The organism is Pseudomonas sp. NFACC39-1, assembly GCF_900110355.1.
Lineage (GTDB): Bacteria > Pseudomonadota > Gammaproteobacteria > Pseudomonadales > Pseudomonadaceae > Aquipseudomonas > Aquipseudomonas tehranensis.
The window spans coordinates 274,514-300,298 of record NZ_FODL01000001.1 but is presented as its reverse complement, the minus strand read 5'-3'; the positions used below and the strand labels follow the sequence as shown (position 1 = coordinate 300,298).

The 25,785-nt window shown below is 60.8% G+C and carries 20 protein-coding genes; 11 read left to right on the top strand and 9 right to left on the bottom strand.

The genetic code is table 11. The features are described 5' to 3' along the window. Positions 1-49 precede the first annotated feature (49 nt). Positions 50-1,786 carry a glycosyltransferase family 39 protein gene (locus BMY45_RS01320; protein ID WP_092393532.1) on the top strand — a complete coding sequence of 579 codons (1,737 nt, stop codon included), beginning with the start codon at positions 50-52 and terminating at the stop codon, positions 1,784-1,786. Here the strand turns inward: BMY45_RS01320 and BMY45_RS01315 are convergent. From BMY45_RS01315 to BMY45_RS01295, 5 genes are read right to left on the bottom strand one after another with little or no spacing between them, the layout of a single operon-like run. Then, the gene (locus BMY45_RS01315; RefSeq protein WP_092393529.1) at positions 1,707-3,113 is read right to left on the bottom strand and encodes an ATP-binding protein; all 1,407 of its coding nucleotides are present in this window, start codon (positions 3,111-3,113) and stop codon (positions 1,707-1,709) included. The genes BMY45_RS01320 and BMY45_RS01315 overlap by 80 nt on opposite strands. After that, complete coding sequence (locus tag BMY45_RS01310) at positions 3,106-4,911, bottom strand: DAHL domain-containing protein (RefSeq protein WP_092393526.1); 1,806 nt, start codon at positions 4,909-4,911, stop codon at positions 3,106-3,108. The genes BMY45_RS01315 and BMY45_RS01310 overlap by 8 nt, the downstream gene beginning before the upstream one ends. Next, positions 4,908-5,867 carry a cytochrome-c peroxidase gene (locus BMY45_RS01305; RefSeq protein ID WP_092393523.1) on the bottom strand — a complete coding sequence of 320 codons (960 nt, stop codon included), beginning with the start codon at positions 5,865-5,867 and terminating at the stop codon, positions 4,908-4,910. Before BMY45_RS01305 ends, BMY45_RS01310 begins: the two co-directional genes overlap by 4 nt. A gap of 45 nt (positions 5,868-5,912) precedes the next feature. Then, positions 5,913-7,787 (bottom strand): putative bifunctional diguanylate cyclase/phosphodiesterase, encoded by a 1,875-nt coding sequence (locus tag BMY45_RS01300; protein WP_092393520.1) that lies wholly within the window; start codon positions 7,785-7,787, stop codon positions 5,913-5,915. Continuing rightward, a complete protein-coding gene (locus BMY45_RS01295; protein WP_092393517.1) occupies positions 7,784-10,075 on the bottom strand; it encodes a GGDEF/EAL domain-containing response regulator in 2,292 nt (763 codons plus the stop codon). The genes BMY45_RS01300 and BMY45_RS01295 overlap by 4 nt, the downstream gene beginning before the upstream one ends. A 229-nt stretch (positions 10,076-10,304) precedes the next feature. Between BMY45_RS01295 and BMY45_RS01290 the strand changes: the two genes are divergently transcribed. The 4 genes from BMY45_RS01290 to BMY45_RS01275 all read left to right on the top strand — a co-directional run bounded on the left by BMY45_RS01290 (position 10,305) and on the right by BMY45_RS01275 (position 13,489). Continuing rightward, positions 10,305-11,669, top strand: coding sequence for a response regulator c-di-GMP phosphodiesterase, NosR family (locus BMY45_RS01290; RefSeq protein WP_092393514.1), 1,365 nt, complete (start codon positions 10,305-10,307; stop codon positions 11,667-11,669). Positions 11,670-11,915: 246 nt separating this feature from the next. Continuing rightward, entirely contained in the window at positions 11,916-12,332 is a 417-nt protein-coding gene (locus tag BMY45_RS01285) for an NUDIX hydrolase (RefSeq protein ID WP_092393511.1), read from the top strand. A gap of 24 nt (positions 12,333-12,356) precedes the next feature. Further along, positions 12,357-12,995 carry a LysE family translocator gene (locus BMY45_RS01280; protein ID WP_092393508.1) on the top strand — a complete coding sequence of 213 codons (639 nt, stop codon included), beginning with the start codon at positions 12,357-12,359 and terminating at the stop codon, positions 12,993-12,995. Continuing rightward, positions 12,992-13,489 (top strand): GNAT family N-acetyltransferase, encoded by a 498-nt coding sequence (locus tag BMY45_RS01275; RefSeq protein ID WP_092393505.1) that lies wholly within the window; start codon positions 12,992-12,994, stop codon positions 13,487-13,489. The genes BMY45_RS01280 and BMY45_RS01275 overlap by 4 nt, the downstream gene beginning before the upstream one ends. A gap of 169 nt (positions 13,490-13,658) precedes the next feature. On the opposite strand, the gene metR is transcribed toward BMY45_RS01275, so the two are convergent. Further along, complete coding sequence (gene metR / locus BMY45_RS01270) at positions 13,659-14,576, bottom strand: transcriptional regulator MetR (protein WP_047230407.1); 918 nt, start codon at positions 14,574-14,576, stop codon at positions 13,659-13,661. A gap of 107 nt (positions 14,577-14,683) precedes the next feature. Between metR and metE the strand changes: the two genes are divergently transcribed. Together metE and BMY45_RS01260 are read left to right on the top strand one after the other, a co-directional pair. Then, positions 14,684-16,996, top strand: a complete 2,313-nt coding sequence (metE, locus tag BMY45_RS01265; protein WP_092393502.1) for a 5-methyltetrahydropteroyltriglutamate--homocysteine S-methyltransferase — start codon at positions 14,684-14,686, stop codon at positions 16,994-16,996. Positions 16,997-17,295: 299 nt separating this feature from the next. Beyond that, positions 17,296-18,315, top strand: coding sequence for an alpha/beta fold hydrolase (locus BMY45_RS01260; RefSeq protein WP_092393499.1), 1,020 nt, complete (start codon positions 17,296-17,298; stop codon positions 18,313-18,315). Between the two features lie 128 nt (positions 18,316-18,443). On the opposite strand, the gene BMY45_RS01255 is transcribed toward BMY45_RS01260, so the two are convergent. Further along, positions 18,444-19,325 (bottom strand): LysR substrate-binding domain-containing protein, encoded by an 882-nt coding sequence (locus BMY45_RS01255; protein ID WP_092393496.1) that lies wholly within the window; start codon positions 19,323-19,325, stop codon positions 18,444-18,446. Between the two features lie 115 nt (positions 19,326-19,440). On the opposite strand from BMY45_RS01255, the gene BMY45_RS01250 reads away from it, so the two are divergent. Next, positions 19,441-21,078 carry a 5-guanidino-2-oxopentanoate decarboxylase gene (locus BMY45_RS01250; RefSeq protein WP_092393493.1) on the top strand — a complete coding sequence of 546 codons (1,638 nt, stop codon included), beginning with the start codon at positions 19,441-19,443 and terminating at the stop codon, positions 21,076-21,078. After that, positions 21,075-22,523 (top strand): aldehyde dehydrogenase family protein, encoded by a 1,449-nt coding sequence (locus BMY45_RS01245; RefSeq protein WP_092393490.1) that lies wholly within the window; start codon positions 21,075-21,077, stop codon positions 22,521-22,523. The genes BMY45_RS01250 and BMY45_RS01245 overlap by 4 nt, the downstream gene beginning before the upstream one ends. A gap of 153 nt (positions 22,524-22,676) precedes the next feature. Here BMY45_RS01245 and BMY45_RS01240 read toward each other — a convergent pair whose 3' ends face one another. Further along, positions 22,677-23,606 (bottom strand): AraC family transcriptional regulator, encoded by a 930-nt coding sequence (locus tag BMY45_RS01240; RefSeq protein WP_092393487.1) that lies wholly within the window; start codon positions 23,604-23,606, stop codon positions 22,677-22,679. Between the two features lie 326 nt (positions 23,607-23,932). Between BMY45_RS01240 and BMY45_RS01235 the strand changes: the two genes are divergently transcribed. Together BMY45_RS01235 and BMY45_RS01230 are read left to right on the top strand one after the other, a co-directional pair. Further along, a complete protein-coding gene (locus BMY45_RS01235; RefSeq protein WP_092393484.1) occupies positions 23,933-24,286 on the top strand; it encodes a putative quinol monooxygenase in 354 nt (117 codons plus the stop codon). A gap of 41 nt (positions 24,287-24,327) precedes the next feature. Then, the gene (locus tag BMY45_RS01230; RefSeq protein ID WP_092393481.1) at positions 24,328-24,573 is read left to right on the top strand and encodes a hypothetical protein; all 246 of its coding nucleotides are present in this window, start codon (positions 24,328-24,330) and stop codon (positions 24,571-24,573) included. Between the two features lie 127 nt (positions 24,574-24,700). Here the strand turns inward: BMY45_RS01230 and BMY45_RS01225 are convergent, their stop codons facing one another. Continuing rightward, positions 24,701-25,321: a flavin reductase family protein gene (locus BMY45_RS01225; RefSeq protein ID WP_092393478.1), complete on the bottom strand. Its 621-nt coding sequence runs from the start codon at positions 25,319-25,321 to the stop codon at positions 24,701-24,703. Between the last annotated feature and the right edge of the window lie 464 nt (positions 25,322-25,785).

Sequence of the window (25,785 nt, the reverse complement as noted above, 5' to 3'; positions counted from 1 at the left end):
TGATCAGCCGCGATTGCCGCAAACCCTTACTCCAGGGAAGTCATGATCGATGAAGGTGCCTCGCGTTTACTTAGGAGCACTCCCTAGCCGGCTTGTTGATCGCTCAGCTTTGGCTGTGGTGGCAGTCCTTGCGCTCGTCGTGCGTTTTCATGGAATAACCGTACCCGTTATCTGGTATGACGAGGCTTTCAGCGTGCTGCTTGCCAGGCACGAGCCTTGGCAGATCTGGTCCATGACGGCACGAGACGTTCATCCACCGCTTTATTATCTCGTGTTGCACTACTGGATGATTTTGTTCGGCGACGGAGTTTTAGCAGTGAGATCGCTCAGTGCGATCGCAGACGTTGGCACCGTCTTGCTGAGCATAAAAATGATGAGTCTGGTTGCCACACGAAGAGCCACCTGGATCGCTGCATTGCTGTTGGCGTTGCTGCCGATCTCGATTCGTTACAGCCAGGAAGCCCGCATGTACACCCTGCTCGGGTTTTGGCTGATGGGGGCAACCGTGGCATTGGTGTGCTGGATTAAGGCGAGTGAGAGGAAGCAATTTGCATTCATTTATGTACTGCTGATGACAGCCGCTTTCTATACCCACTATTTCGCGGCGCTGTGTGTGCTTGTTCATTGGTTTTATTGGTGGTGGGGGCGTCCAGGTGTTTCTCAAACCCTGCTACCCGTGCATCGGTGGATTCTGGCCAACGCTGCGATAGTGGTGTTGTTCGTGCCGTGGTTGCCTCACTTTATCGACCAACTGTCAGGCAGGCAGGGGCTTGAATGGATACCGCCTGTCACAGGGCAGGCAGTGTTTAGTCTTTTTTGGCAGGTTGTCATGTTGAATGGAGAGTGGGCGCAATGGTTGGGTCTACGTGCGCTGCCCTTACTAATGGTCATTGCTTTCGCGGCCATATTGGTTTGGAAAGATAATACTCAGCATCGCTTCAACAGTTTGTTGGCGGCCTATTTATTTATTCCGATTGTCGTGCTTGCTGTGGTGGCGTTATTCGTTCCGAGTTTTGTGCCTCGCTATCTAGTATTCGCAGCGGCCGGCTTGCCACTCGTCATTGCCGTGGCTCTGGATGTATTAACGCCACGACCTAGCGTGCTGATCTTCTCCGTGGCAATTGCGGTGGCAGTGGAAATACAGGGATTGCAGGTGGTGTATCGACAAACGGAGGAGTTGAGCGGAATTGGTTTGCGTAGAGTTTTCGGGCTTGCTGGGCTGGCAGCTATGATCAAGCAAGCCGCTCGGCCAGATGACCAAGTCGTGCTTGAGTCTTTAAAGTTGTACGTGGAATTCAGTTATTACAACCAGACAGGTATACGACCGAAGTTTTACATCCAGTCGTCTTCTAAAACCGCTCAAGAGATATCTTATCGAAACGGCTACGTCTTGATTTACGAAGGTTTCAGTGGGGACTATCTGAATAACCTGGAGACTCTAAAGTGTCACGGGCGTAGAGTCTGGTGGATAGCCCCCAAGTCTGATGCCAAGCCGTTATCAGAAAAAGATTGGGAACAAACCTTAACCCTTGTTGACGGGGAAATGGCTGCTTCGCTATTCACCTCCAAGGCAGCACCCATCTCAGATGAGGCTGGCAATCCAGCCACCGCTACGCAGCCACCACTTCCTGCGGCTCAAGCCTGTCCACCCTCGCCACAGGTGTATCGTTCCCTCACCACAGAAAACAGTGGTTGTACCGAGCCTGTCAGACCGCCTGCTTCATCTGCCGCACCGGCAACTCCACGCGGAAGGTGGTACCCACGCCGACCTCGCTGCGCACTGTGATCTCGCCGTTGTGTTTTTTCACGATGCCGTAGGACAGTGAAAGTCCCAGTCCCGTGCCCTGGCCGACAGGTTTGGTGGTGAAGAACGGGTCGAAGATTTTCTGCAGTGTCTCAGGCGGCATGCCCGAGCCGTTGTCGGCGACTTCGATCCACACGGTGTCTTCTTCAACGCCGTTGCGCAGGGTGATGGTGCCACGCTCGGGACCGATGGCCTGGGCGGCGTTGACGATCAGGTTCATGATCACCTGGTTGATCTGCGACGGCAGGCATTCGACTTCCGGCAACGGGCTGTATTGCTTGACCACGTCGGCCTTGTACTTGATTTCATTGGCGACGATGTTCAGCGTCGAATCCAGGCCTTGTTGCAAATTGGCCATCTGCCATTCCTGGTTGGAGTCGACACGGGAGAAGTCCTTGAGGTCCTTGACGATCTGCCCGACCCGGCTGATGCCGTCCTTGGACTCTTTGATCAGCAGTGGAATGTCCTCGACGAGGAAGTCCAGCTCCACCTGATCGCGCAGCTTTCTCAGATTCACCACCAGTTCCGGCGAAGCAATGGCTTGCTCGGCACTGTCATAGGCCTGGAGCATTTCCTGAAGTTTGCCAAAGTAGCCATCCAGGGCGCCGAGGTTGGATGAAATGAAACCGATCGGGTTATTGATTTCGTGAGCGACCCCGGCGGCCAGTTGACCCAGCGAGGCGAGTTTTTCCGATTGGACCAGTTGGGTTTCCAGCAGCTTGCGTTCGTCGATTTCCATTTGCAGCAGAGAGCTGGCCTGTTTGAACGCCTGGGTCCGCTGCTCCACCAACTCCTCGAGTTTGCTCATCTGCAATTGCGCGCGGGAAGTCATTTCCCACTTGGTGGTCAGGGTGTTGGCCATTTGCTGGACTTCGATGTTGTCGAAGGGTTTCTTCAGAATCAGCAACCGGTCATGGCCATTGAGGCGGTCCAGCAGTTCGTCCCAGGAATAGTCGGAGTAGGCGGTGCAGACCACCACTTGCAACAGTGGGTCGTGCTTCCAGAGTTCCTCGATGGTTTTGGCGCCATCCCAGCCCTCGGGCATGCGCATGTCGACAAAGGCCAATGCATAAGGGTGCTCCGTTGCGAGCGCTTGCAGCAGTTTGTTCAGACCCTCCTGGCCGCCGTAGGCCGAGTCGAGTTCGAATACGGTGCCGGCCGGTTTCGGTGCGTCGCCGAACAAGGCATTTTCCATGTCCAGCAAGTCGGTATTGACCTGATCCTGCGGCGTGAGAATCTTGCGGAAATCGTCATGGATGGCAGGTGTATCGTCGATCAACAAGATGCGGCGGTTGCTCAGATTATTCATGCTCACCTTCCGCGAGTTTCAAGGGCAGTTGCAACACGAACGTTGCTCCTGTGCCTGGCCCCTCACTGTGAGCGGTGAGGTGGCCGTTCATTTCAATGGCCGCCAGAGCGCAGCTATGCAAGCCGAACCCGTGGCCCTCCTTACGGGTGGTAAAACCATGGGCGAAGATACGCGTCATGTTTTCCGCCGGGATGCCTTCGCCTTCATCCTTGACGCTGATCTGCAGGGTGTCGTCATTGATCACCGTGGCCTTGAGGGTCATGTTCCGGGCGTGGTTGGAAACCCCCGCCATGGCGTATTTGGCGTTGCTGATCAGGTTGATCAGAATCAGCAGCAAGCGATGCTTGTCGCCCAAGATTCGGGGCACGTCACCGTATTCCTTGAGCACCGTCACGTGGTGGCGGGTGAGGGCGCCGGAGTTCATGCGCAGGGCGTCTTCAAGCAGTTCGCTGACCACCAGGGGCTCCACCAGGCTGTTGGCACCGGCATAGGACTGCTGGGTGGAGACGATATCCTTGATGTGATCCACGCTCTTGCTCAACTGCGCCAGCTCGTCGGTAAGGCCTTGCTGTTCGACCGCGATGGCTTCCACCAACTGGTTCAGATAGCCGGGCAACAGCTTGCCTTTTTCGTCTTCGGTGAGGAAGTGCCCCAGGTCATGGGGGTGTTCGTTGATCAGTTGCATCGCTTTGCCCAGCCCGAGGGTCTTGCTGCTGCGCAGTTTACGGCTGATCAGGTCGGCGGAGATGTTCACGCTGTTGAGTACGTTGCCGACATTGTGCAGCACGTTGGTGGCGATTTCCGCCATGCCTGCCTGACGGGCGGTGTCCATCAGTTCGCTCTGGGTGTCCTTGAGCTGGCGGGTGCGTTCTTCGACTCGTAGCTCCAGCTCGTCATTGGCGGTTTGCAGGGCGTTGTTGGCCCGTTTGGTTTCGGCGAAGCTGCGCATCAGCCGGATTGCCAGCCAGATCAGGATCAACACCAGGAGCGTGGCGAAAACCAGCAGGAAGATGTGGTTGCGCTGGTGTCGGGCGGCGGCTTTCTCCTGGTCCCTGTCCAGCAGGTCGGTGATGGTGTCCAGTCGACCGGCTACGGTAACCGCCTCGATTCCCCGCAGCAGTTCATTGACCCGCGGTTGTTCGCGCAGGATCAACGCGATATGCCTGTGCAGAATGTCGACGGAGCTGTGAAGCCCTTCTGGCAGGCGTTCCTTATTGACATCAAGCCGGTTCAGGCCCAGCAGTACTTCAGCGGCTTGTTCGCGGGTGGTGATCTGGGCGAACTCCATGGCGCTGAGCAGCAGGTCGTAGGTGTCGATGGCGACGTTTTGCAGCCGCAGTTTGTCCGTGTCCGTAAGCTGGGCGAACTGGGCCTGGATGTCGTCCTCGGCGGTGGGCAGGAAGGCCATGGAGTTGCGTAGCACGGCATTGTGGGACTTGAACTGCTCCACCAGACGGGTTTTTTCCTTGATCGCCTTGAGATATTCGTCGCGCTGGTTTTCCCAGCGTGACGGCGCGTGGCGACCCGGATCCGATTCAACGGCGTCAAGGCGTTGCCAGAGCCGCGCCATCTCATTCAAGGGCGACACCAGTGGGTCGTAATTGTCGCTCAGGGCCATTCGGGACTTGAGGACTTCGTTGTCCCAGATAGCGTCCTGCTGCTTGAGTTGGCGGACCAGGTCCCGGGATTCAATGTACGAGGCGGCCTGCTGCGCGCCCGACTGGATGTACATGAACAGCAGGATCGAAGCCAGCAATAGACCGATGAACAACAGGCCGAGGCGACGGAGAACGGTCATAGAGGTTTGCCCTCCCATTCGCCGGTCAGGGTCTTGAGGAATTCGACGATCAGTTCCGTGTCGTTCTTCATGGGCTCACGACCCAACTGGTACTGGAACATCACCTCCACGGCACGCTCCAGAGTCGGTGCAGAGCCGTCATGGAAGTACGGCGCGGTGACGGCGACGTTGCGCAGGCTGGGCACCTTGAAAACCTGACGGTCGCTTTCGTCGCCCGTGACATTGAAGCGCCCCTCATCGGCGGAGCTGGGATTACCCCGGTCCTGGAAATAGTCACCCATGACACCAAACTTCTGGAACATGTTGCCGCCGATATTCACACCCTGGTGGCAGGCGATGCAGCCATACGCCTTGAAGCGCTGGTAACCGAACTTTTCCCGGGGCGTCAGGATGTCGGTATCGCCCAGCAGGTACTGGTCGAAACGTGAATTCGGGGTCAGCAGGGTGCGTTCATAGTCGGCCAGGGCGCCCTGGATGTTGGCCTGGGTCACGCCGTCGGGGTAGGCATCGTCAAAACCCCGGGCGTAGTCCGGGTCCTGGCCGATGCGCTGGAGCACCGTTTTCCAGGTACTGCCCATTTCCGCCGGGCTGGTCACGACGATGTGCACCTGTTCTTCCAGGGTGTCGACGCGCCCGTCCCAGAATTGATGGAAGTTCAGGCTGGCGTTGAACACCGTGGGGGTATTGAACTCCACCGGTTTACCGTCGAAGCCCAGGGAAAACTGCTTGTCGTCGGCGCCACCCTTGCCCAGGCGATGGCAACTGGCGCAGGACAGGGTGTTGTTGAGCGACAGTCGCGGGTCGTTGAAAAGCCGCAGGCCCAACTGGACACGCTTGGGGTCCAGGGTCGGAATGGGGGGCAGCGGTTTGAGCGGTTCATCCAACGGTTCGGCGTGAACGGTCACGCTCAATCCCACCAGCAGGCCGAGAGCCAGAATCAGTCCATGTGACGCCATGGGATGCTTTCCTTGAAACTTTTGGTTTATGGAACTCAGCTGTGTTCACGCAAACGGGTTGTGGCGTTGTTCCCACTCGCTCATCCACAGCGCAAAGGCTTGTGGTTCCACGGCCTTGCTGAAGTAATACCCCTGCGCTTCCTCGCACTGGTGAGCCTTGAGGAACTCCAGTTGCTCAGGGGTTTCCACGCCTTCGGCAATGATGTGCAGGTTCAGGCTCTTGCCCAGGCTGATGATGGTGCTCACCAGTTTTGCGTCATTACTGTCGATACTCAGGTCGCCGACGAACGACTTATCGATCTTCAACACATCCACCGGAAATTTCTGCAGGTAGCTCAGGCTCGAGTAGCCGGTGCCGAAATCGTCGATGGCCAGCCGTATTCCCAGTCGCTTGATGGCCTTGAGGATGGCGACGGTGGTGTCGACGTTCTGCATCAGCACGCTTTCGGTGATCTCCAGTTCTAACTGTGTCGGGTCGAGTCCGGTTTCCTTGAGGGTCCGGGCGATGCCTTCGACGAAGCCGCGCTGGCGAAAATCGATGGTGGAGACGTTGACGGACAGGTAGAGCGGACGCATGCCATCGGCTTGCCAGCGACAGGCCTGCTGGCAGGCTTCCTGGAGCACCCATTGGCTCAGCGGGACGATCAGGCCGCTGTCCTCGGCCACCGTGATGAAATCCGACGGATAGACCAGGCCGTGGTCAGGCCGGTTCCAGCGCACCAGTGCTTCGACGCCGACCACTTTGCCGCTGCTCAGGTCGAGCTTGGGCTGGTAGTGCAGCACGAACTCCTTGCGTTGCAGGGCCAGGCGCAGGCCCGATTCGATGGTTTGCTGCTGTCGCGCCCGACGGTTCATGTCCTCAGTGAAAAAACGGTAATCGTTGGGGCCGCTTTCCTTGACGTTGCGCATCGCCGTTTCGGCTTTTTTGATCAGCGCCACGGCGTCGAAACCGTCGCTCGGATACGTGCTGATGCCCAGGCTTGCGGTGACGGTCAGGTCATGGCCGTCGATGGGGTGGGGGGTGCTGATGGCTGTCAGCAGTTTGTCGGCCACGCCTTTGGTCTGTTGCGGGTCGGTTATGTCTCCCAGTATCACCACGAACTCGTCGGAGCCGTAGCGAAACACCGAGTCGGATTCACGCACCACCATTGTCAGCGCCCGGGCCACCCGCTTGAGCATTTCGTCGCCCACCGGATGCCCCAGTGCGTTATTGATACGCTTGAAACGGTCCAGGCCGATGAACAGCACCGCCAGTTGCCGGTCGTGCCGGCGGCACTGTGCCATGGCCTGGGTCAGGCGATCACCGAGCAACATGCTGTTGGGCAACTCGGTGAGTACGTCGTATTGCAGCAAGTGGGAGACTTTCAGCAATTCCTGGACCCGTTCCTCGATGGTGCGCTCCAGGCTGCGCATTTTTCTTGCCGCATCTTGGGCTAGTTGCCATTTCCAGGTCATGGCACTGGCCATCTGGCGGATTTCCAAGGTGTCGAAGGGTTTCTTCAGGATCAGCAACTGATCGTCGAACTCGATGCGTTCGGACATGGTTTCCCAGGAGTAATCCGAAAACGCCGTGCACAGCGCGATTTGCAGCCGGGGGTCGGCCTCCCACAAACGCTCAATGGTTTGCAGGCCGTCCCAGCCCGGCGGCATGCGCATGTCGGCGAACACCAGCGCATAAGGCTGGCCTTCGGCCTGGGCGCGCTTGACCAGCTCCAGCGCCTCTTCGCCCTGATAGGCCGAGTCGATCTGAAATTGCAGGCGGCTGACCTGGGGCGTGCCAAACAGCAGGCTTTCAGTGTCGTCCAGCGAGTCATCGCTACCAGCGCCCGGGCTGAGGATCTTGCGAAAGTCCTGGTGGATCGCCGGCGTGTCGTCCACCACCAGGATTCGCCTGTTCGCAGGCACCGACATGGGGTTCATGGGTTGCTCTCCGATAACTGGCTGGCAGGCCGGGTCCAATGGTCCGTCACGGGAACGATGGTGCCGGCCTTGAGCAGTTCGGCGGCTTGTCCACTGTCGACGGCAGTGCTGAAGTAATGCCCCTGGGCCTGCATCGACCCACCGCTGGACATCAGCGTGGTGCGTTGTTCCTGGGTTTCGACGCCTTCGGCAATGATCCCGATGCCCACATCCCGGGCGAAGTTGATGATCGCTCGCAGCGTCATCGCGTTTTCGGGGTCGGCGTTGGCGCTGTCGAGAAACCGTTGGGCGAGTTTGAGATGGTTGACCCGGTAGGTCTTGAGGTAATCGAACGAGGAATACTCGGTGCCGAAATCGTCGATGGCAATCTGCACGCCCAGTTCGCACAGACGGGGCAGCACGTCGTTATGGGTCCACTTGGTTTGCGCCAGGGTGGCCTCGGTGACATCAAAACGCAGGTCCCAAGGGGCCAGTTCCCAGCGGGCGGTGGTGCGCAGCACGTCATAGATCAGCTCGGGACCGGTCTTGAGTTGCGTCAGGCTCAGGTCGATGGCGATCACCGGGGGCGCCATGCCCTGGTCACGCCACTGGCGCATCTGTTGACAGGCCTGGTCCAGCACCCAATGCCCCAGGCCAATGATGATCCCGGTCTTCTCGGCGGCCGGCATGAACGACGCCGGCTCCAGCCAGCCTCGCTCAGGGTGGTTCCAGCGCACTTGCACGCCCATGCCCAGGATTTTGCCGGTGCCCAGGTCGACCTCCGGCAGGTAGTGTAAATGCAGCTCGTTGTTTTCGATGGCCTGGCGCAGGTCATTGGCCAAGGCGACGCGGTCGGTGACTTCCTGATTAATTTCCTCGCTATGGAAATGGTACTGGTTGCGGCCCTTTTCCTTGGACCGGTACAAGGCCATGTCGGACTGTGCCATCAGGCTGTCGGCGCTTTGGCTCTGGGAGGAATACAGGCTGATGCCGATGCTCACGGAGATCCGCACTTCGTTGCCGTTCAGGGAGTAGGGCGCCACCAGGGCATCGCGGATCTTGGCGGCCAGGGCGGCGCAATGGGTCGCTTCGTGGACATCCAGTTGCAGGATGGCGAACTCGTCGCCACCCAGGCGCGCGACCACGTCGTTCTCCCGGGTACAGCCCTTGATGCGCGCGGCCACCTCCTGTAGCAGCAGGTCGCCGATCGGGTGGCCCAGGGTGTCGTTGATCCGCTTGAAATGGTCCAGGTCCAGGTAAAACATCGCAAACGGTGCCGCCCCCCGGCGAGCCGCGGCAAAGGCTTGATGCAGACGCTCGATCATGGTGGCGCGGTTGGCCAGCCCGGTCAGGCCGTCGGTGCGGGCCAGCAGGGCGATTTTCTCCTCGGCCAGCTTGCGTTCGGTGATGTCGAGAATGATGCCTTCGACTTCCAGCAGCAGGCCCTGTTCGTTGCGCACCGGAATGTAGCGGTTTTCCACCCAGCGGAACATGCCGTCGCCAGTGCGCATGCGGAACTCGATGGAGGCCCCCGCCGTGTCGCGGTTCAAAACGCGGACCATGGCGTCGTCGATCTTGCCCTGGTCGTCGTGATGGATCAGGGTTTGCGCCCAGTCCGGCGAGTTGACCAGTTGCGCCGCCGCGTGGCCGAACTTGGTGATGTTGTGGGAAATGTACATCAGCGCGAACGGCGGCTCGCCACGCAGGCGATAGAGGATGGTCGGGCTGTTCTGCACGATGATGTTGGCGTCGGCCAGTTCCCGCGTGCGTTCCTGGACCGCGCGTTCGAGCATGTCCATTTTCAGCGCCGCATCTTCGGTCATCTGCCATTTGACGGTCAGGGTACTGGCCATCTGGCGGATCTCGATGGCATCGAAGGGTTTTTTCAGGATGAGCAGGCGGTCGCCCAGCTCGAGGTGTTCGGCGATGTCTTCCCAGGAATAATCCGAATAGGCGGTGCACAGCGCCACTTGCAGCTTGGGGTCGACGCGCCACAGCCGTTCGATCGTTTCAAGGCCGTCCCAGCCAGGGGGCATGCGCATGTCGATGAACGCCATGGCGTAGGGTTTGCCCTCGGCCAAGGCAGATTCCACCTTGTTCAGGGCTTCCATGCCCTGGAAGGCCGAATCGAGCACGAAACTCTGGCTGGCAACCGCCACAGGCGCGCCGAACAGGGCTGCTTCAGCGCTGCTCAGGCTGTCCTCAGGGGTAGCATGGGGGCTGAGGATCTTACGAAAATCCTCGTGGATTGTCGGAGTGTCATCGACGATCAGGATCCGTCGGTTGGCCCTTTCCGTCGGCAGGCTCATGGCCGTGCACCGTCGCGATGCTGACTGTTGAACCGTGGATACATCTGATATCCCTTCCGTTGGCATGAGTATTCTGGCCTGTACTTGGCCCTTCATGGTCTACAGCATAGCTGTCTCATTGGGATGCGCTCGGCCGGTCAAGGCAAAATCGTGTCTAAATTCACGCAATCTACTAGCCTCTAATTCGGGGGTAGGGTAGAACAGGTGTCGTTAACAGGAGGGGGGTCCAATGGAAGATCAATCGCAGGATGTACCGGTCAGGAAGCCGACGGTGCTGTTGGTCGATGACGAAGAGTCGATTCTCAATAGCCTGCGCCGGTTATTGCGCAGCCAGCCATATGAGATCCTGCTGGCCGACAGCGGCGCCAAGGCCCTGGAAATCCTCAAGGAGCGGCCGGTCGACCTGGTCATGACCGATGCCCGCATGCCCAACATGGACGGCGCCACGCTGCTGGCGCAGATTCGCAAGCTTTATCCGTCGACCTTGCGCATCCTGCTCACCGGTTATGCCGATGTGGAGATGATGACCAAGGCCATCAACGAGGGGCAGCTCTATCGCTACCTCAGCAAACCCTGGAACGATGAGGAACTGGTGCAGGCCCTGCGTCAGGCCTTGGCGCACCAGCACTCTGAAAGTGAGCGCCAGCGCCTCGAAGCGCTGAACCGCGAACAGAACGAACAACTGCGGATACTCAACACCACCCTGGAAAAACGTGTGGCGTCGCGCACCGCCGAGCTGCAGCAGACCGCCGACATGCTCGACCTGGCCTATGACGAGCTCAAGCGCAGCTATGTGACGGGCACCGAAGTGTTTTCGCTGATCGCCAACCTGCGTCTGCCCAAGGCCAAGCAGACCAACCGGCAGATCATCGAGCTGATCCGGGTCTACAGCAGGCTCCACTTTCTGGATGAGTCCACCGACCGCGACCTGACCATGGCTGCGGCGCTCTACAACATCGGCAAACTGAGCTGGACCGACAACATGATGGTCACGCCCGCCGACATGCTGCACCACACCGAGCTTGATCTCTACCGGGCCTATCCGAAGCAGAGCGAGTCGCTGCTGATGACCCTGGACCCGATGAAAGACGCCGCGCGCATCATCCTCCATCACCAGGAACGTTGGGACGGCAGTGGTTTTCCCGACCATCTGCGGGGCGAGGCCATTCCGTTCGGTTCGCGGCTGTTGAAACTGGCGGTGGACTTCATCGAACTGCAGCGCGGGTTGATCCTGGAGCGGCAGATGAACAGCGACGAAGCGTTGGTCTACATCCGTAAATACGCCGGCAAACTGTACGACCCGGGCATGGTGGAGGACTTCATCAAGGCGTGTGGTGAATACCTGGACGACGTGACCTTGTCGGATCCGACGGTGCAGGTCATGACCACCCGCGATCTGACGGCCGGCATGACCCTGGCCCGCAACCTCAACGCCGACAACGGCATGCTGTTGCTCAACGCCGGCAAGGTGCTGAGCGCGCCGCTGGTGGAAAAGCTCATCGCTTTCGAATCGATGGAGGGCGCGCGGTACAGCGTGTTCGTCAAAATTCCCGAAGAAGAAGATCCTTCGGTGCCGAAGCCGATGTTGGGGTGATGGGACTCGGACAGACGACGAAATCAACTGTGGGAGCGGGCTTTGTGGGAGCCAAGCTTGCTCGCGATGAACGATGACGCGGTCCTGCAGTTAAACCGCGTCGCCCCATCGCGAGCAAGCTTGGCTCCCACAAAAACTGCTCCCACAGTGGTTTTGTGTTGAGTCTAAGGGCGGCGTCAGGCTTTGCTCCTGTCGCTGCGCTCTGTAGTCTTGCGGGCAATTTTCTGCCCGGGGCTTTTATTCATCATGACCACTCCCATCATCCGCATCGCCGCCGCCCTGTTGATCGGACCGGACGGTCGGACCTTGCTGGTGCGCAAGCGCGGCACCCAGGCCTTCATGCAACCGGGCGGCAAGATCGAGGCCCATGAGCAGCCGGTCCAGGCCCTGGTCCGTGAGCTGGCCGAAGAGCTTGGGCTGACGATTGATCCGGCACAGGCCCGTTACCTGGGGCCGTTCAGCGCTCCGGCCGCCAACGAACCGGGTTTTGTCGTGCAGGCTGAAGTTTTTTTGCTGAGTATTGATGCGCCGGTTTCTCCCGCCGCCGAGATTGAAGAAGTGTGCTGGATCGACCCGGCCGGCGGCAGTGATCTGCTGCTGGCGCCGTTGACAGGCGAGGTGATCCTGCCGTTTTATCGAGCCAGCCTTCTCGAGACGTGCTGACCCCAGACTCAAGGACTGACGCCCATGATTCCATTGCCGGACCTGCTGATTTTCGCCGCCGCCGCGTTGCTGATGGTACTCACGCCCGGCCCGAACATGATCTACTTGATTTCCCGTTCGATCTGCCAGGGCCGCAAGGCCGGCGTCACCTCCCTGCTGGGTGTGGTGGCGGGCTTCTTCGTGCACATGTTTGCCGCGGCGGCGGGGCTGACGGCGGTGTTCCTGGCGGTGCCCATGGCGTATGAATTATTGAAATGGGCCGGCGCGCTGTACCTGCTGTGGCTGGCCTGGCAGGCAGTCAAGCCCGGTGCGCGTTCACCGTTCCAGGCCCAGCAATTGCCAGCGGATTCGACGCGCAAGCTGATCACCATGGGGTTTCTCACCAGCGCCCTGAATCCAAAGATTGCAGTGTTTTACCTGTCGGTATTCCCCCAGTTCATCAGCCCGGAACACGGTTCGTTGTTCACACAGAGCATCATCCTGGGGCTGACCCAGATCAGCGTCAGTTTCAGCGTCAACCTGCTGATTGCCCTGTTCGCCGCCGGCATTGCCTCCTGGTTTGTCCATAACCCCACCTGGCTGGCGGCGCAGCGCTACTTCATGGGTTTTGTGCTCGGCGCGCTGGCGTTGCGCCTGATGCTTGAGCAACGGCGTTCGGCGTGAATATTCGACGGCTCGCCGCGGGTGATGCCCAGGCGTATCGCGACCTGATGCTCCAGGCCTACGCGCTTCATCCCCAGGCCTTCACCTCTAGCGTCAGCGAGCGAGCGGCGATGCCAATGAGGTGGTGGGAATCACGTCTGAGCAGTCGGCTCGATGTGTTGTTGGGGGCGTTTGTCGAGCATGAGCTGGTGGGTATTGTCGGGCTGTCCCTGGAGCCGCGGGAAAAAGCCCGGCACAAGGCCACGTTGTTCGGCATGTATGTCACCGCTGCCTATTGCCATCGGGGGCTCGGCTACCAATTGCTGCAAGCGGCCCTCGCCGAAGCCCGCCGCCACAGTTTTTTGCGCCTGGTGCAACTGACCGTTACCGCCGGCAACGCCCCGGCCCTGAAGCTCTATCAGCGTTGCGGTTTTGTGCAATATGGCCTCGAACCGCAGGCGATACGGGTGGGTGAGGACTATCTCGACAAGATCCATATGTGGCGCGAACTGTAAAACCTGGCATGACGATTGAGCTTTTGTGGCGAGGGGATTTATCCCCGCTGGGCTGCGAAGCGGCCCTAAAGCAGCGAGCTCAATTTTCCTGACACACCGAGTTGCCTGGTTTGGGGGCCGCTTCGCAGCCCAACGGGGATAAATCCCCTCGCCACATGAAGAATGCCCGTCAGCGCACGGCACTGACACCATCGAGGGTCGAAAACGAAGTGTCCTTGGCCGTCAGCAGAAAGTCGCGCATGTACGGCGCATCGAGCATGTCGGTGCGCACCGCCGCATACAGCGTGGCGAACAAACCTTTCTCCCCCAGCCGTTTGGCCTTTACATAACCGCGCGAACTGTATTCATGCAGCGCCCAGTGGGGCATGCCGCAGACGCCACGGCCGCTGGCCACCAGTTGCATCATCATCACCGTCAGTTCAGACGTGCGCACCTGGGCCGGCTCGATGTCGGCCGGTTCCAGGAAACGGGTGAAGATGTCCAGGCGATCGCGCTCCACCGGGTAGGTGATCAGGGTTTCGCTGACCAGGTCTTCGGGCACGATGTAGGGCTTATTCGCCAGCCGGTGCTGGTTGGCCACCGCGAGCATCGCTTCGTAGGTGAACAGCGGTACGTAGGTGATGCCCGCCAGTTCCAGCGGGTCGGAGGTCACCACCAGGTCCAGGTCGCCCCGGGCCAGGGCCGGCAGCGGCGCGAAGGCGAAACCCGAGGCCAGGTCCAGTTCGACTTCCGGCCAGGCATCGCGGAACTGGTCGATGGTCGGCATCAGCCACTGAAAGCAACTGTGGCACTCAATGGCCATGTGCAAACGCCCGGCGGTGCCACCGGCCAGCCGACCGATGTCCCGCTCGGCGCTGCGCAACAACGGCAAGGTCGCGTCGGCCAGTTGCAGCAAGCGCAGGCCGGCGCTGGTGAAGCGCACCGGTTTGGTCTTGCGCACGAATAACTGCATGCCCAGGCGTTCTTCCAGTTCCTTGAACTGGTGGGAAAGCGCGGACTGGGTCAAATGCAGGCGTTCGGCGGCTTCGACCAGACTGTCGGCTTCGCGCAGGGCATGCAGGGTCTTGAGGTGGCGGATTTCAAGCACCGTGGGCTCCATGAGTAAAACTCGTGATCAACACGAAAAGGTTGAGTTTGTCTCATGTGGGGCTGGCTGTCGACAATGGCGCCATCTTTTACAGGAGGACACACACCATGGCCCTGGCCCACACCTTAGGTTTTCCCCGCATCGGCGCAGACCGCGAATTGAAAAAAGCCCTGGAAGCCTACTGGAAGGGCGACTTGGCAGCGGCCGCGCTGCAAGTGGTGGGCCGTGAATTGCGGGCCCGGCACTGGCAACTGCAGAAAGATGCCGGCATCGACCTGCTGCCGGTCGGTGATTTCGCCTGGTACGACCAGGTGCTCAGCCACACGTTGACCCTGGGTGCCGTCCCGTCGCGATTCCACAACACCCTCGATGCCCAGGCCAAGCCGACCCTGGACACGCTGTTCGCCATGGCCCGAGGCGCCACTGCGGCTTGCTGCGCTGCCGATCACGGGCAAGCCCAATACGCTCAGGAACTGACCAAGTGGTTCGACACCAACTACCACTACCTGGTCCCGGAGTTTTCCGCCGACCAGCGCTTCGCCCTGAGTTGGGAGCAACTGTTCGACGAAGTGGATGAGGCCCATGCCCTGGGACATCGGGTCAAACCGGTGATCATCGGCCCTTTGACCTATCTGTGGCTGGGCAAGGCCAAGGGCGAGGACTTCGACAAACTCGACCTGCTGGAGCGCCTGCTGCCGGTCTACGGTGAAATCCTCAATCGCCTCAAGGCCCAGGGCGTTGAGTGGGTGCAGATCGACGAGCCGATCCTTACCCTCGACCTGCCCCTGGCCTGGAAAAGTGCTTTCGAGCGGGCCTATCACATCCTTCAGTATTCGCCGCTGAAAAAACTGGTGGCGACCTATTTCAGTGGCCTGGAAGACAACCTCGGTCTGGCGGTGAGCCTGCCGGTGGACGGTTTGCACATCGACGCGGTGCGGGCGCCGGAACAACTGGGCCAGGTGCTCGATCGCCTGCCCACCTACAAGATCCTGTCGGTGGGGCTGGTCAATGGCCGCAATGTCTGGCGCTGTGAACTGGAACAGGCGCTGGCGCAATTGCAGCCGGCTCAGGAGCGGTTTGGCGACAACCTCTGGGTCAGCACCTCTTGCTCACTGTTGCACAGCCCCGTGGACCTGGAGCGTGAAGACCGACTGGACCCTGAACTCAAGAGCTGGCTGGCCTTTGCTGTGCAAAAGTGCGGGGAAGTGGCGGTACTGCGCGATGCGCTCAACGATCCACAGGCGCCCGGCGTGCAACACGCCCTGGCCGACAGCCGTGACGTGCATGCTCGTCGTGCCGGCTCGACACGCATTCACAAGGCCGAGGTCCAGGCGCGCCTCGCCGCGATAGGACCCCAGGACAGCCAGCGGCATTCGCCGTTTGCCCAGCGCATGGCGCAGCAGCGCGCACGCCTGAAGTTACCGGCCTTTCCCACCACCACCATCGGCTCCTTCCCGCAGACTCCGGCGATCCGCCTGGCGCGCCAGGCCTACAAGCAAGGCAAGCTGTCGGCCAACGATTATCAGGACGCCATGCACACTGAGATCCGCCATGCCGTGCAGATCCAGGAACGCTTGGGCCTGGATGTGCTGGTACATGGCGAAGCCGAACGCAACGACATGGTGGAGTATTTCGCCGAGCAACTGGACGGCTATGCTTTCACCCGTTTCGGCTGGGTCCAGAGCTATGGTTCGCGTTGTGTGAAGCCGGCAATCATCTACGGCGATATCAGCCGGCCGAAAGCGATGACCGTCGACTGGATCCGCTACGCACAAAGCCTGACTGACAAGGTGATGAAGGGCATGCTTACCGGCCCCGTGACCATGCTGATGTGGTCGTTCCCGCGCGAGGACGTCTCGCGTCAGGTCCAGGCGCAACAGCTGGCCCTGGCCCTGCGTGACGAAGTGCTGGACCTGGAAAAAGCCGGGATCAAAATCGTGCAGATCGACGAGGCCGCGTTCCGTGAAGGTTTGCCCCTGCGCCGTGGGCAATGGCAGGAGTATCTGGATTGGGCGGTGCAAGCGTTCCGCTTGAGCGCCTCGGGTGTGGGCGACGAAACCCAGATCCACACCCACATGTGCTACAGCGAGTTCAATGACGTGATCAAGGCCATCGCCGCCATGGACGCCGACGTCATCACCATTGAAACCTCGCGTTCGGACATGGAGTTGCTGGACGCGTTCGAAGCGTTCGAGTACCCCAACGACATCGGCCCAGGTGTGTATGACATTCACTCGCCACGGGTGCCGGACACGGCGGAGATGGTCGCGTTGATGAGCAAGGCGGTGAAACGGATCGCGGCGGACCGACTGTGGGTCAACCCCGATTGCGGCTTGAAGACCCGGGCGTGGCCGGAAACAGAAGCCGCGCTGGTGAACATGGTGGCGGCGGCCCGGCAGTTGCGGAGTCAGTTGGCCTGAAGCCCGAATACTCTTACAGGCATGCACCTGACCTGTGGCGAGGGGATTTATCCCCGCTGGGCTGCGAAGCAGCCCCCCAGATCTATCAGGTTTATTGAGTTGCTGGTTTGGGCCTGCTGCGCAGTCCAGCGGGGATAAATCCCCTCGCCACAGGGGAAGTGCTCTGCTTTGCTTCATTTGACCGGGTGGAGCGACCATTTGGCAATCTTCATCAAACTGTCACGCAACTGTGGCAGCGCGCTTGAACAAACTTCATCAGACTCGCGCTCTACTGGGGTTCTGCGTTTTGGTGTTTCTTCATGCGTGTATTTATCTTCCTGGCCGCGTTGTTATTCGGCCTGCCGTCGATGGCGGCTTCTCGCTGTGATGTCAATGTTGCGACCCAACGGGTCGATCTGGATCAGGTCAGCCTGGCGTACCAGAGCATCGGCCGTGCCTCCGACCCGGCGTTGTTGCTGGTGATGGGCTTGGGTGGGCAGTTGATCCATTGGCCGGACGAAGTGGTGGCGGCCCTCTGCGAGCAGGGTTTCCGGGTGATCCGCTACGACAACCGCGATGTGGGTTTGTCCGCCTGGCGCCAGGCGCCCGGCAGCGCCAACCTGGCCTTTGAAGCCTTGCGCTACAAGTTGGGCCTGCCCGTGGCTGCTCCCTACACTTTGACCGACATGGCCGACGACGGCTTGGGGTTGATGGATGCGTTGCAAGTGCAAAGCTTTCACGTGCTGGGGGTGAGCATGGGCGGGATGATCGCCCAGCACATGGCGGCCATGGCGCCGCAGCGGGTGGAGAGCCTGACGCTGATCATGACCAGTTCGGGTGCCGAGGGCCTGCCGGCACCGAGTGAAACGCTGGTGAAGCTGTTGTCCCGGCGCAGTGCGCCGAATCGTGAAGTGGCCCTGGAACAACAGGCCGATCTGCTGGCCGCCCTGGGCAGCCCGATGGTGGTGGATGATCGTCAGGCACTGTTGCATCAGGCCGCCCAGGCCTATGACCGGGCCTTCAACCCCGAAGGCGTGCAGCGCCAGATCATGGCGATCATGGCCGAGCCGAGCCGGGTGGCGCTGCTCAATCAACTGCGCGTGCCGACCCTGGTGGTCCACGGTACCGCCGACCCGTTGTTGCCGGTGATGCATGGCGTGCACCTCGCGGCGCACATCCGCGGCAGCCGCCTGAAGCTGATACCGGGCCTGGCTCACCGGTTTCAAGACGCGTTCAAGGAACCGTTGCTGGGGGCAGTGTTGCCCTACTTGCAGCAGCATCGCGAAGACACCTCGCATTGGGCGCAGATCGAGCCGGTGCAGGTGCCGAATCTGCTGTAGGAGCTGGCGAAGCCTGCGATCTTTTGATCTTGATTTTTCTCTCTAGACTCCTTTGTCCAGAGGAAGATCGCAGCCTCGTTGCACTCGACAGCTCCTACACAGGTCCTAAAGTCTGGCTCTCAAGGCCCCTAGCGCGCCTGCGCCTGTTCCACCAACCAGCCCATCAGTTCCTGCAATTGCTCCGAAGCCTGGGATTTGCGCGGGTACACCAAGTGATAGGCCAACCCGGTCCTGACCTTCAGTTCGAACGGCATCACCAGCCTTCCAGCGCTCAGGTCGTCGCCGATCAGCGACCAGTCGCCAATCGCCACGCCCGTGCCTTGGGAGGCCATGGACATCGCCAGGTCCAGGGTTTCGAAATGCTGGCCTTTGCTGACGTTGCTCAGTTGCACATCCGCTGCTTCCAGCCAGGCGTTCCAGTCGCGCTCGTCCGCGGTAGGGTGCAGCAGCAGATGGTGTTGCAGGTCGGCGGGTGTGCGCAGCGGCACCGGACCTTCAAGCAGTGGACGTGAACACACCGGGGTCAGTTGCTCATCGAACAGGTGCAGGCCCGCCAGCGATGCATCCGGTGGCGGCCCGTAGACCACCGCCGCGTCGAAGGTTTCGCGCTGGAAATCCACGCCGTGGCGGACGGTAGTCGTCAACTCCACCGGTATGTCCGGCCGTTCCTTCTGCCATTGCAGCAAACGCGGCATCAGCCAGCGCAGCACGCAGGTCGGCGCCTTGAGTTGCACGTTCTGGCGTTTCTCGCCGATCTGCTCCACCGCTTCAGCGATCAGGCCGAACACCTGTTGCACCCGTGGCAACCACGCCTGCCCCTGCGGCGTCAGGCTCAGGCCCCGTGCCTGACGCAGGAACAGCGCATAACCCAAATGCTCCTCCAGCCCGGCGATCTGCCGACTCACCGCGCCCTGGGTGATGTGCAACTGTTCCGCCGCCCGGGTGAAGTTGCAGCACTGGGCGGTGATCAGAAACGTGTGCAGCGCCGGGAGCGGGGGAAGGCGTTTCATTGGGAATCGAGCCATGACGTGGGGACATGGCTAGTATGACTTTTTATCCATTGTTGCGGCTATGGCCTGGCCGTTCCAATAACGCCATTCCCCGAAAACAAGAAGGGCAGTGGCAATGGCGACGTGCGGCGAAGTATTGGTCAAGTTACTCGAAGGTTATGGCGTGGAGCAGGTGTTCGGGATTCCCGGCGTGCACACCGTCGAGTTGTATCGCGGGCTGGCCCGTTCCAGCATCCGCCATGTGACGCCGCGTCACGAACAGGGTGCAGGGTTCATGGCCGACGGTTATGCCCGCGTCAGCGGCAAGCCCGGTGTGTGCTTCATCATCACCGGCCCCGGCATGACCAACATCACCACCGCCATGGGCCAGGCCTACGCCGATTCGATCCCGATGCTGGTGATCTCCAGCGTGCAGTCACGCAGCCAGTTGGGCGGCGGGCGCGGCAAGTTGCATGAGCTGCCGAACCAGAGTGCGTTGGTGGCTGGCGTGGCGGCGTTTTCCCATACGCTGATGTCCGCCGCCGAGTTGCCAGGGGTACTGGCTCGGGCTTTTGCCTTGTTCCAGGCCGGTCGCCCGCGGCCGGTACACATCGAAATTCCGTTGGACGTTCTGGTCGAGGACGCCGATGCCTTGCTCGCCAGCACGCCAGTGAACATTTGCCGTGCCGGGGCCGCGCCGAGTGCGGTGGCGCAGATGTCGGCCATGCTGGCGAAGGCGCAGCGGCCCTTGATTCTGGCCGGTGGCGGTGCCATCGACGCAGGCAGCGAACTGACCGAACTGGCTGAATGCCTCGGCGCGCCCGTGGCATTGACCATCAACGCCAAAGGCTTGTTGCCGTCCCGCCATCCTCTGCTGATCGGCTCCACGCAAAGCCTGGTGGCCACCCGGGCCCTGGTGGCCGAGGCCGACGTGGTACTGGCCATCGGCACCGAGCTGGCCGAGACCGACTACGACATCACCTTCGCCGGCGGCTTCGAGATCCCCGGTGCATTGCTGCGCATCGACATCGACCCGGACCAGACCGTGCGCAACTACCCACCGCACCTGGCGCTGGTGGCCGATGCCCGCAGCGCCAGCCAGGCCTTGCTCAATGGGTTGAAGCAACAATCGCTAACCCGGCGCGACGGCGATTGGGGCCAGGTGCGTGCCGCGCGGTTACGGGCGGATCTGGACCGGGACTGGGACGTCGCGACCCGCGCGCAGACCTTGTTCATCGACACGGTTTTGCAGGCCTTGCCCGACGCGGTATTCGTCGGTGACTCCACGCAACCGGTGTACACCGGCAACCTGACCTTCAACCCGGAACATCCACGTCGCTGGTTCAATGCTTCCACCGGCTACGGCACCCTCGGCTATGCCTTGCCGGCGGCCATCGGCGCCTGGCTCGGCGGCGTCGACGCCGGTCACGGTCGTCCGCCGGTGGTGTGCCTGATCGGTGATGGCGGCTTGCAGTTCACCTTGCCGGAGCTGGCCAGCGCCGTGGAAGCAGGCGTGCCAGTGATCGTGCTGTTGTGGAATAACCAGGGTTACGAAGAGATCAAGAAATACATGGTCAACCGTGCCATTGAACCGGTGGGCGTGGACATCTACACCCCGGATTTCATTGGCGTGGCCAAGGCCCTGGGCTGCTTTGCACACGCGGTCGACGGCGTGGAGTCATTGCGCGCCGCGTTACTGGCGGCCCACAACCGCCAGGGCCCGACCCTGATCGAAATCGATCAGGCGCGCTGGATGATGGCGGTGGCCCAATGAATTTCCCCACCACCCAGGACGGCCTGTACATCAACGGCCAATGGTCATCGGGCGATCAGCATTTGCGGGTGATCAACCCGGTCACCGAGGCGCTGCTGACCACGGTCAATGGCGGCGATGAGCGTGCGGTCGATCAGGCCCTGAACGCGGCGACCCAGGCGTTGGCCCACTGGTCGAACACCACCGGCACCGAGCGCGGGGCGATTCTGCGCCGTATCGCCGCGGGTGTGCAGGCCGCGCGTGAGCGGTTGATGCATTTGCAATCGAGCAATAACGGCAAGCCCCTGTTCGAAGCGGCCATCGATGTCGACGACGTGGTCGCCACCTTCGAGTACTACGCCGAACTGGCCGAAGGGCTGGACGCCCGGCAGGACAGCCCACTGGCATTGCCCAGCGAAGACTTCAGTGCCCGCCTGCGCCGCGAACCCTGCGGTGTGGTGGGATTGATCGTGCCGTGGAATTTTCCGATGGTCACCACCGCCTGGAAGCTCGCCCCGGCCTTGGCTGCCGGCTGTTGTGTGGTGCTCAAACCTTCGGAGGTCACACCGTTGCCGGAGCTGGAACTGGCGTCGATCATCGGCGGCTGTGGCTTGCCGCAGGGTGTGTTCAACCTGATCTGTGGCACAGGCCTGGCGGTGGGGGCGCCGCTGGCGAGCGATCCGCGCGTGGCGAAGATTTCCTTTACCGGCAGCAATGCGGTGGGCGTGCAGGTGATGCAACGGGCGGCGGAAACGGTGAAGGGCGTGAGCCTGGAACTGGGTGGCAAGTCCTCGTTGTTGGTGCTGGCCGACGCTGACCTGGAGTTGGCGGTGGAACTGGCCTGCGGTGGCGGTTTCTTCAATGCCGGGCAAATGTGCTCGGCCACCAGTCGCGTGCTGGTTGCCGATGAGCTGGCCGATGAATTCCTGCAACGACTCAAGACTCGCGCCGAAGCGATTCGCGTGGCTGACCCGTTTGACCCTGACGTGGAGATGGGCGCGCTGGTCAACCAGGCGCAATACCAGCGGGTGCTCGGGCACATCGACCGGGGCCTGAGCGCCGGGGCGACGCTGGTGTGCGGCGGACAACGCCCCGCGCATTTGCCGCGCGGCTATTTTCTACAGCCGACAGTCTTCACCGACGTGCCTGTGGACAGCGCGCTGTGGTGCGAAGAAATCTTCGGGCCGGTGCTGTGTGTGCGCCGTTTTACCACCCTGGAGCAAGCGATTGCCCTGGCCAATGACAGCCGTTTTGGCCTGGTGGCCAGTGTCGTCAGTCGCGATACCGAAGTTGCCGAACAGGTGGCCAATGCATTGCAGGCGGGGTTGGTGTGGATCAACGCCCCCCAGGTGATCTTTCCCCAGGCGGCGTGGGGCGGTTACAAGCAGAGCAGCATGGGCCGCGAGTTGGGGCCTTGGGGGCTGGCGGCATTTCAGGAGATCAAGCATGTGGTGCGGGCGGTTTGAATTCTAGAGGTGGGGTGTCTTTACTGGCCCCATCGCGAGCAGGCTCGCTCCCACAGTTGATCTGGGTGAACGGAGAGTTTGTGTTCAATACAGATCCCTTGTGGGAGCGAGCCTGCTCGCGATAGGGCCGGCACAGCCAATCCAAAAAACAGCTCAGACGGTCATCCGCAACCGCGCCAGATCCCGCAACGGCGGCGCGCCGAACAGGCGGCTGTACTCGCGGCTGAACTGCGAAGGGCTTTCATACCCCACCCGATACCCCGCCGCCGAGGCTTCCAGGCCTTCGGCCAGCATCAGTCGTCGGGCTTCCTGAAGGCGCAGTTGCTTCTGGTATTGCAGCGGGCTCATGGCCGTCATGGCCTTGAAGCGGTGATGCAGGGTCGAGACGCTGAGGTTCACTTCCCGGGCCAGGTCATCGATGCGCAACGGTTGCTCGAAATGGCCGTTGAGCCATTTGATCGCCTGGCTGATGCGATGGCTCTGACTGTTGGTGATGGCGATTTCGTACAGCCGATAGCCCTGAGGGCTGCGCAGCAGGCGGTACAGAATCTCCCGGCGCACCAAGGGCGCAAGCATGGCGATGTCTTTCGGGCTGTCCAGCAACCGCGTCAGGCGCAACACCGCGTCGAGCATCGGCGTGTCCAGCCGTTCTACATACAGGCCGCGACCGGTGGGACGCGTCGGTACGCCCAGCGGGCCCGCGTCGGCGATCAGCGCGGTGATTTCCGCCGGATCGATGTCCAGGCGCAGGGCCAGGATCGGTTGATCGGGCGAAACGCTGGCGACGCAACCACTCAGGGGCATCGAGACCGAGACCACCAGGTAATGGAGCGGGTCGTAGTTGAACAACTCGTCGGCCAGGCGCACCTGTTTACTGCCCTGGGCCATGATGCACAGCGCCGGTCGCGCCAGCACCGGGGCGAATTGATGGGGTTGGCTGTGGCGCGACAGATTCAGCGAGTCGATGGCCGTGGCGTAGCTGCCATCTTCACAGGTATTGCGGGTGATGATCGACGCCAGTTCGGCGCGCTGTTGTTCCAGATGCGTGTCCAGCGGGACGTGGGCGTGGTCAAGCGGCGACATGCCGGAATCCTCGGGAAATGCGGAGCGATGAGCAGAGCTTATGTTTGTGCAAGTTGCAGTGGTAGCCACATCCTGTCGAAAGCTTGCCTGATCCTGCACGGTGCATCGAATCGCAGCGGCATAATGTGACCGAAACTTGCTTGAAACCTTTTGTTTCAACTTTCCCGAATCCTTGCGGATGGAGAACCGCTTGGGTCCCGCTCCCGCGCAGGATCGTGCAATGGGTCGGCAGGAATCGACTAACCAGGCTGGCGTCGTGGCGCTTAACCTTTGATCCTGTCGCAGCCTGTCCCGGGCTGCACAACGGATTACCTGGGAGGTTGAACATGTCTACACAGATCCCCGTCAGTCACATGGCCTTTGTGCGGGCCCGTTCCGGTTGCTCCAAGCCATTGGGTGCACGCCTGAGTACGCTGATTGCGCCTTCGCGCCAGGCGCCCGGATGCCTGCATTTTGCCTTGCAGCAATCGCAATGCGACGCTGATCTGTGGCTGGTGTCCGGGCTCTGGGTCAATCAACAGGCGATGGATGCTTATTTCAATTCCCCGGCCATGGCGATCTTCGCCGAGCTGGTACAGGACCTGGTGGTGAGCAGCCTGGATTTCCACACCTTCCGGGAAGTGTCCGCCGCCCAGGCGACCGAAGGGGGCCTGGCGAAGGTACACAAACTGGCGGGTTGAAGGTTTAATGAGCGTCATTTTCCATCGCCAGGATGCGCAACATGGCACGTAAAGCCTTTGAAACCTTCGAAGCTGTTTCCGCGGTCGTCCCCAAAGAGGGCGGCGGCTACTACGCGGCGATTGCCACCAAAGCCATTGGTGGTTCCGGTGCGCCGCGTTTCAACAAGGTGCTTGAAGAGCAGAGCTTCAAGACGGCCACCGAAGCTGATGACGCTGCTGCCGTGCAACTGACCCATCTCAAGGGTGTCGACGACGAGGGCGAGCTGATCTGGAACCTGCGAGATTAACGTTGTGGGAGCAAGGCTTGCCCGCGATGCTGTCACCTTGGTTCCAAAGACAGACCGCGTTGTCTTCATCGCGGGCAAGCCTTGCTCCCACAGATAATCGTTGTGTCACAGGGTTCGGTGTGCATCTCTATTGAGGACGATGCATCTTGAATAGCGCCTCGGGACCCAGCTGGAAATAATCCGCCGGCCCGCCGCCGCGCAAAATCGGCTCGGCGGCGGCGGTGTCGTATACCCCATCCTTCAATAACCATTTGGCGATATGCACGGCGACCACCTCGCCTAGGATCAGCCAACTGGGCACCAACACCTGGTCCGCACGCTGCAACTGGATGATCTGGGTGACCTTGCATTCGAAGGACACCGGGCTTTGCGCGACGCGTGGCACCTGAATCACCCGTGATGGCGCTGGCGTCAAACCGGCCAGTTCGAATTCATTGACCTTTGGCGCGACCATGGCGCAGCTCTGGTTCATCTGTTCGGCCAACGGGCGTGTCGCCAGGTTCCAGGCAAATTCGCCGGTCTGCTCGATGTTGTTCAGGCTGTCTTTGCGCCCGACGCTGCAGAAGCCGATGATCGGCGGAATGTAGTTAAAGGCATTGAAAAAACTGTAGGGCGCCAGGTTCAGGTGCCCTTCGGCGTCCTGGGAGGAAATCCAACCGATGGGGCGTGGGCCGACGATGGCGTTGAACGGGTCGTGGGGCAGGCCGTGGCCCTGGGCGGGTTCGTAGTAGTGGATGTCGTCGGGCATGAGGAGAGGGTCCTGGGGGATGGGTTTTGAGGATGTTGTGGATAGTGCAGGCGGCGCCTGTTTTTGTCAGCACCTGGCAAGCCTGCTCACTCATTTGCTCTTCAGGGTTCACGGAGCTTTCGTCTGCCACAGAATCCTGTGGGAGCGAGCCTGCTCGCGATGACGATGTGGCAGGCGACGTAGGGGTTGAATGTGCTGACCTCTTCGCGAGCAAGCCCGCTCCCACAATTTGTTCTTCAGTGACACCACTTTGGTGTTCGGCTTGAGGCTGACCGTTTTCTGTAGCTCAAAAACAACTAAGCCCGGCCGAAGCCGGGCTGTGAGAGAGCCTCGTTGGGATTAGCTGAGGGAGGCGGTGTTAGTGCGGTCAAAGCCATCTTCAGCGATAGCGTTCGAGCCAGTACGGTCAAAGCCGTCTTCAGCGACAGTGTTCGAGCCGGTGCGGTCAAAGCCGTCTTCAGCGA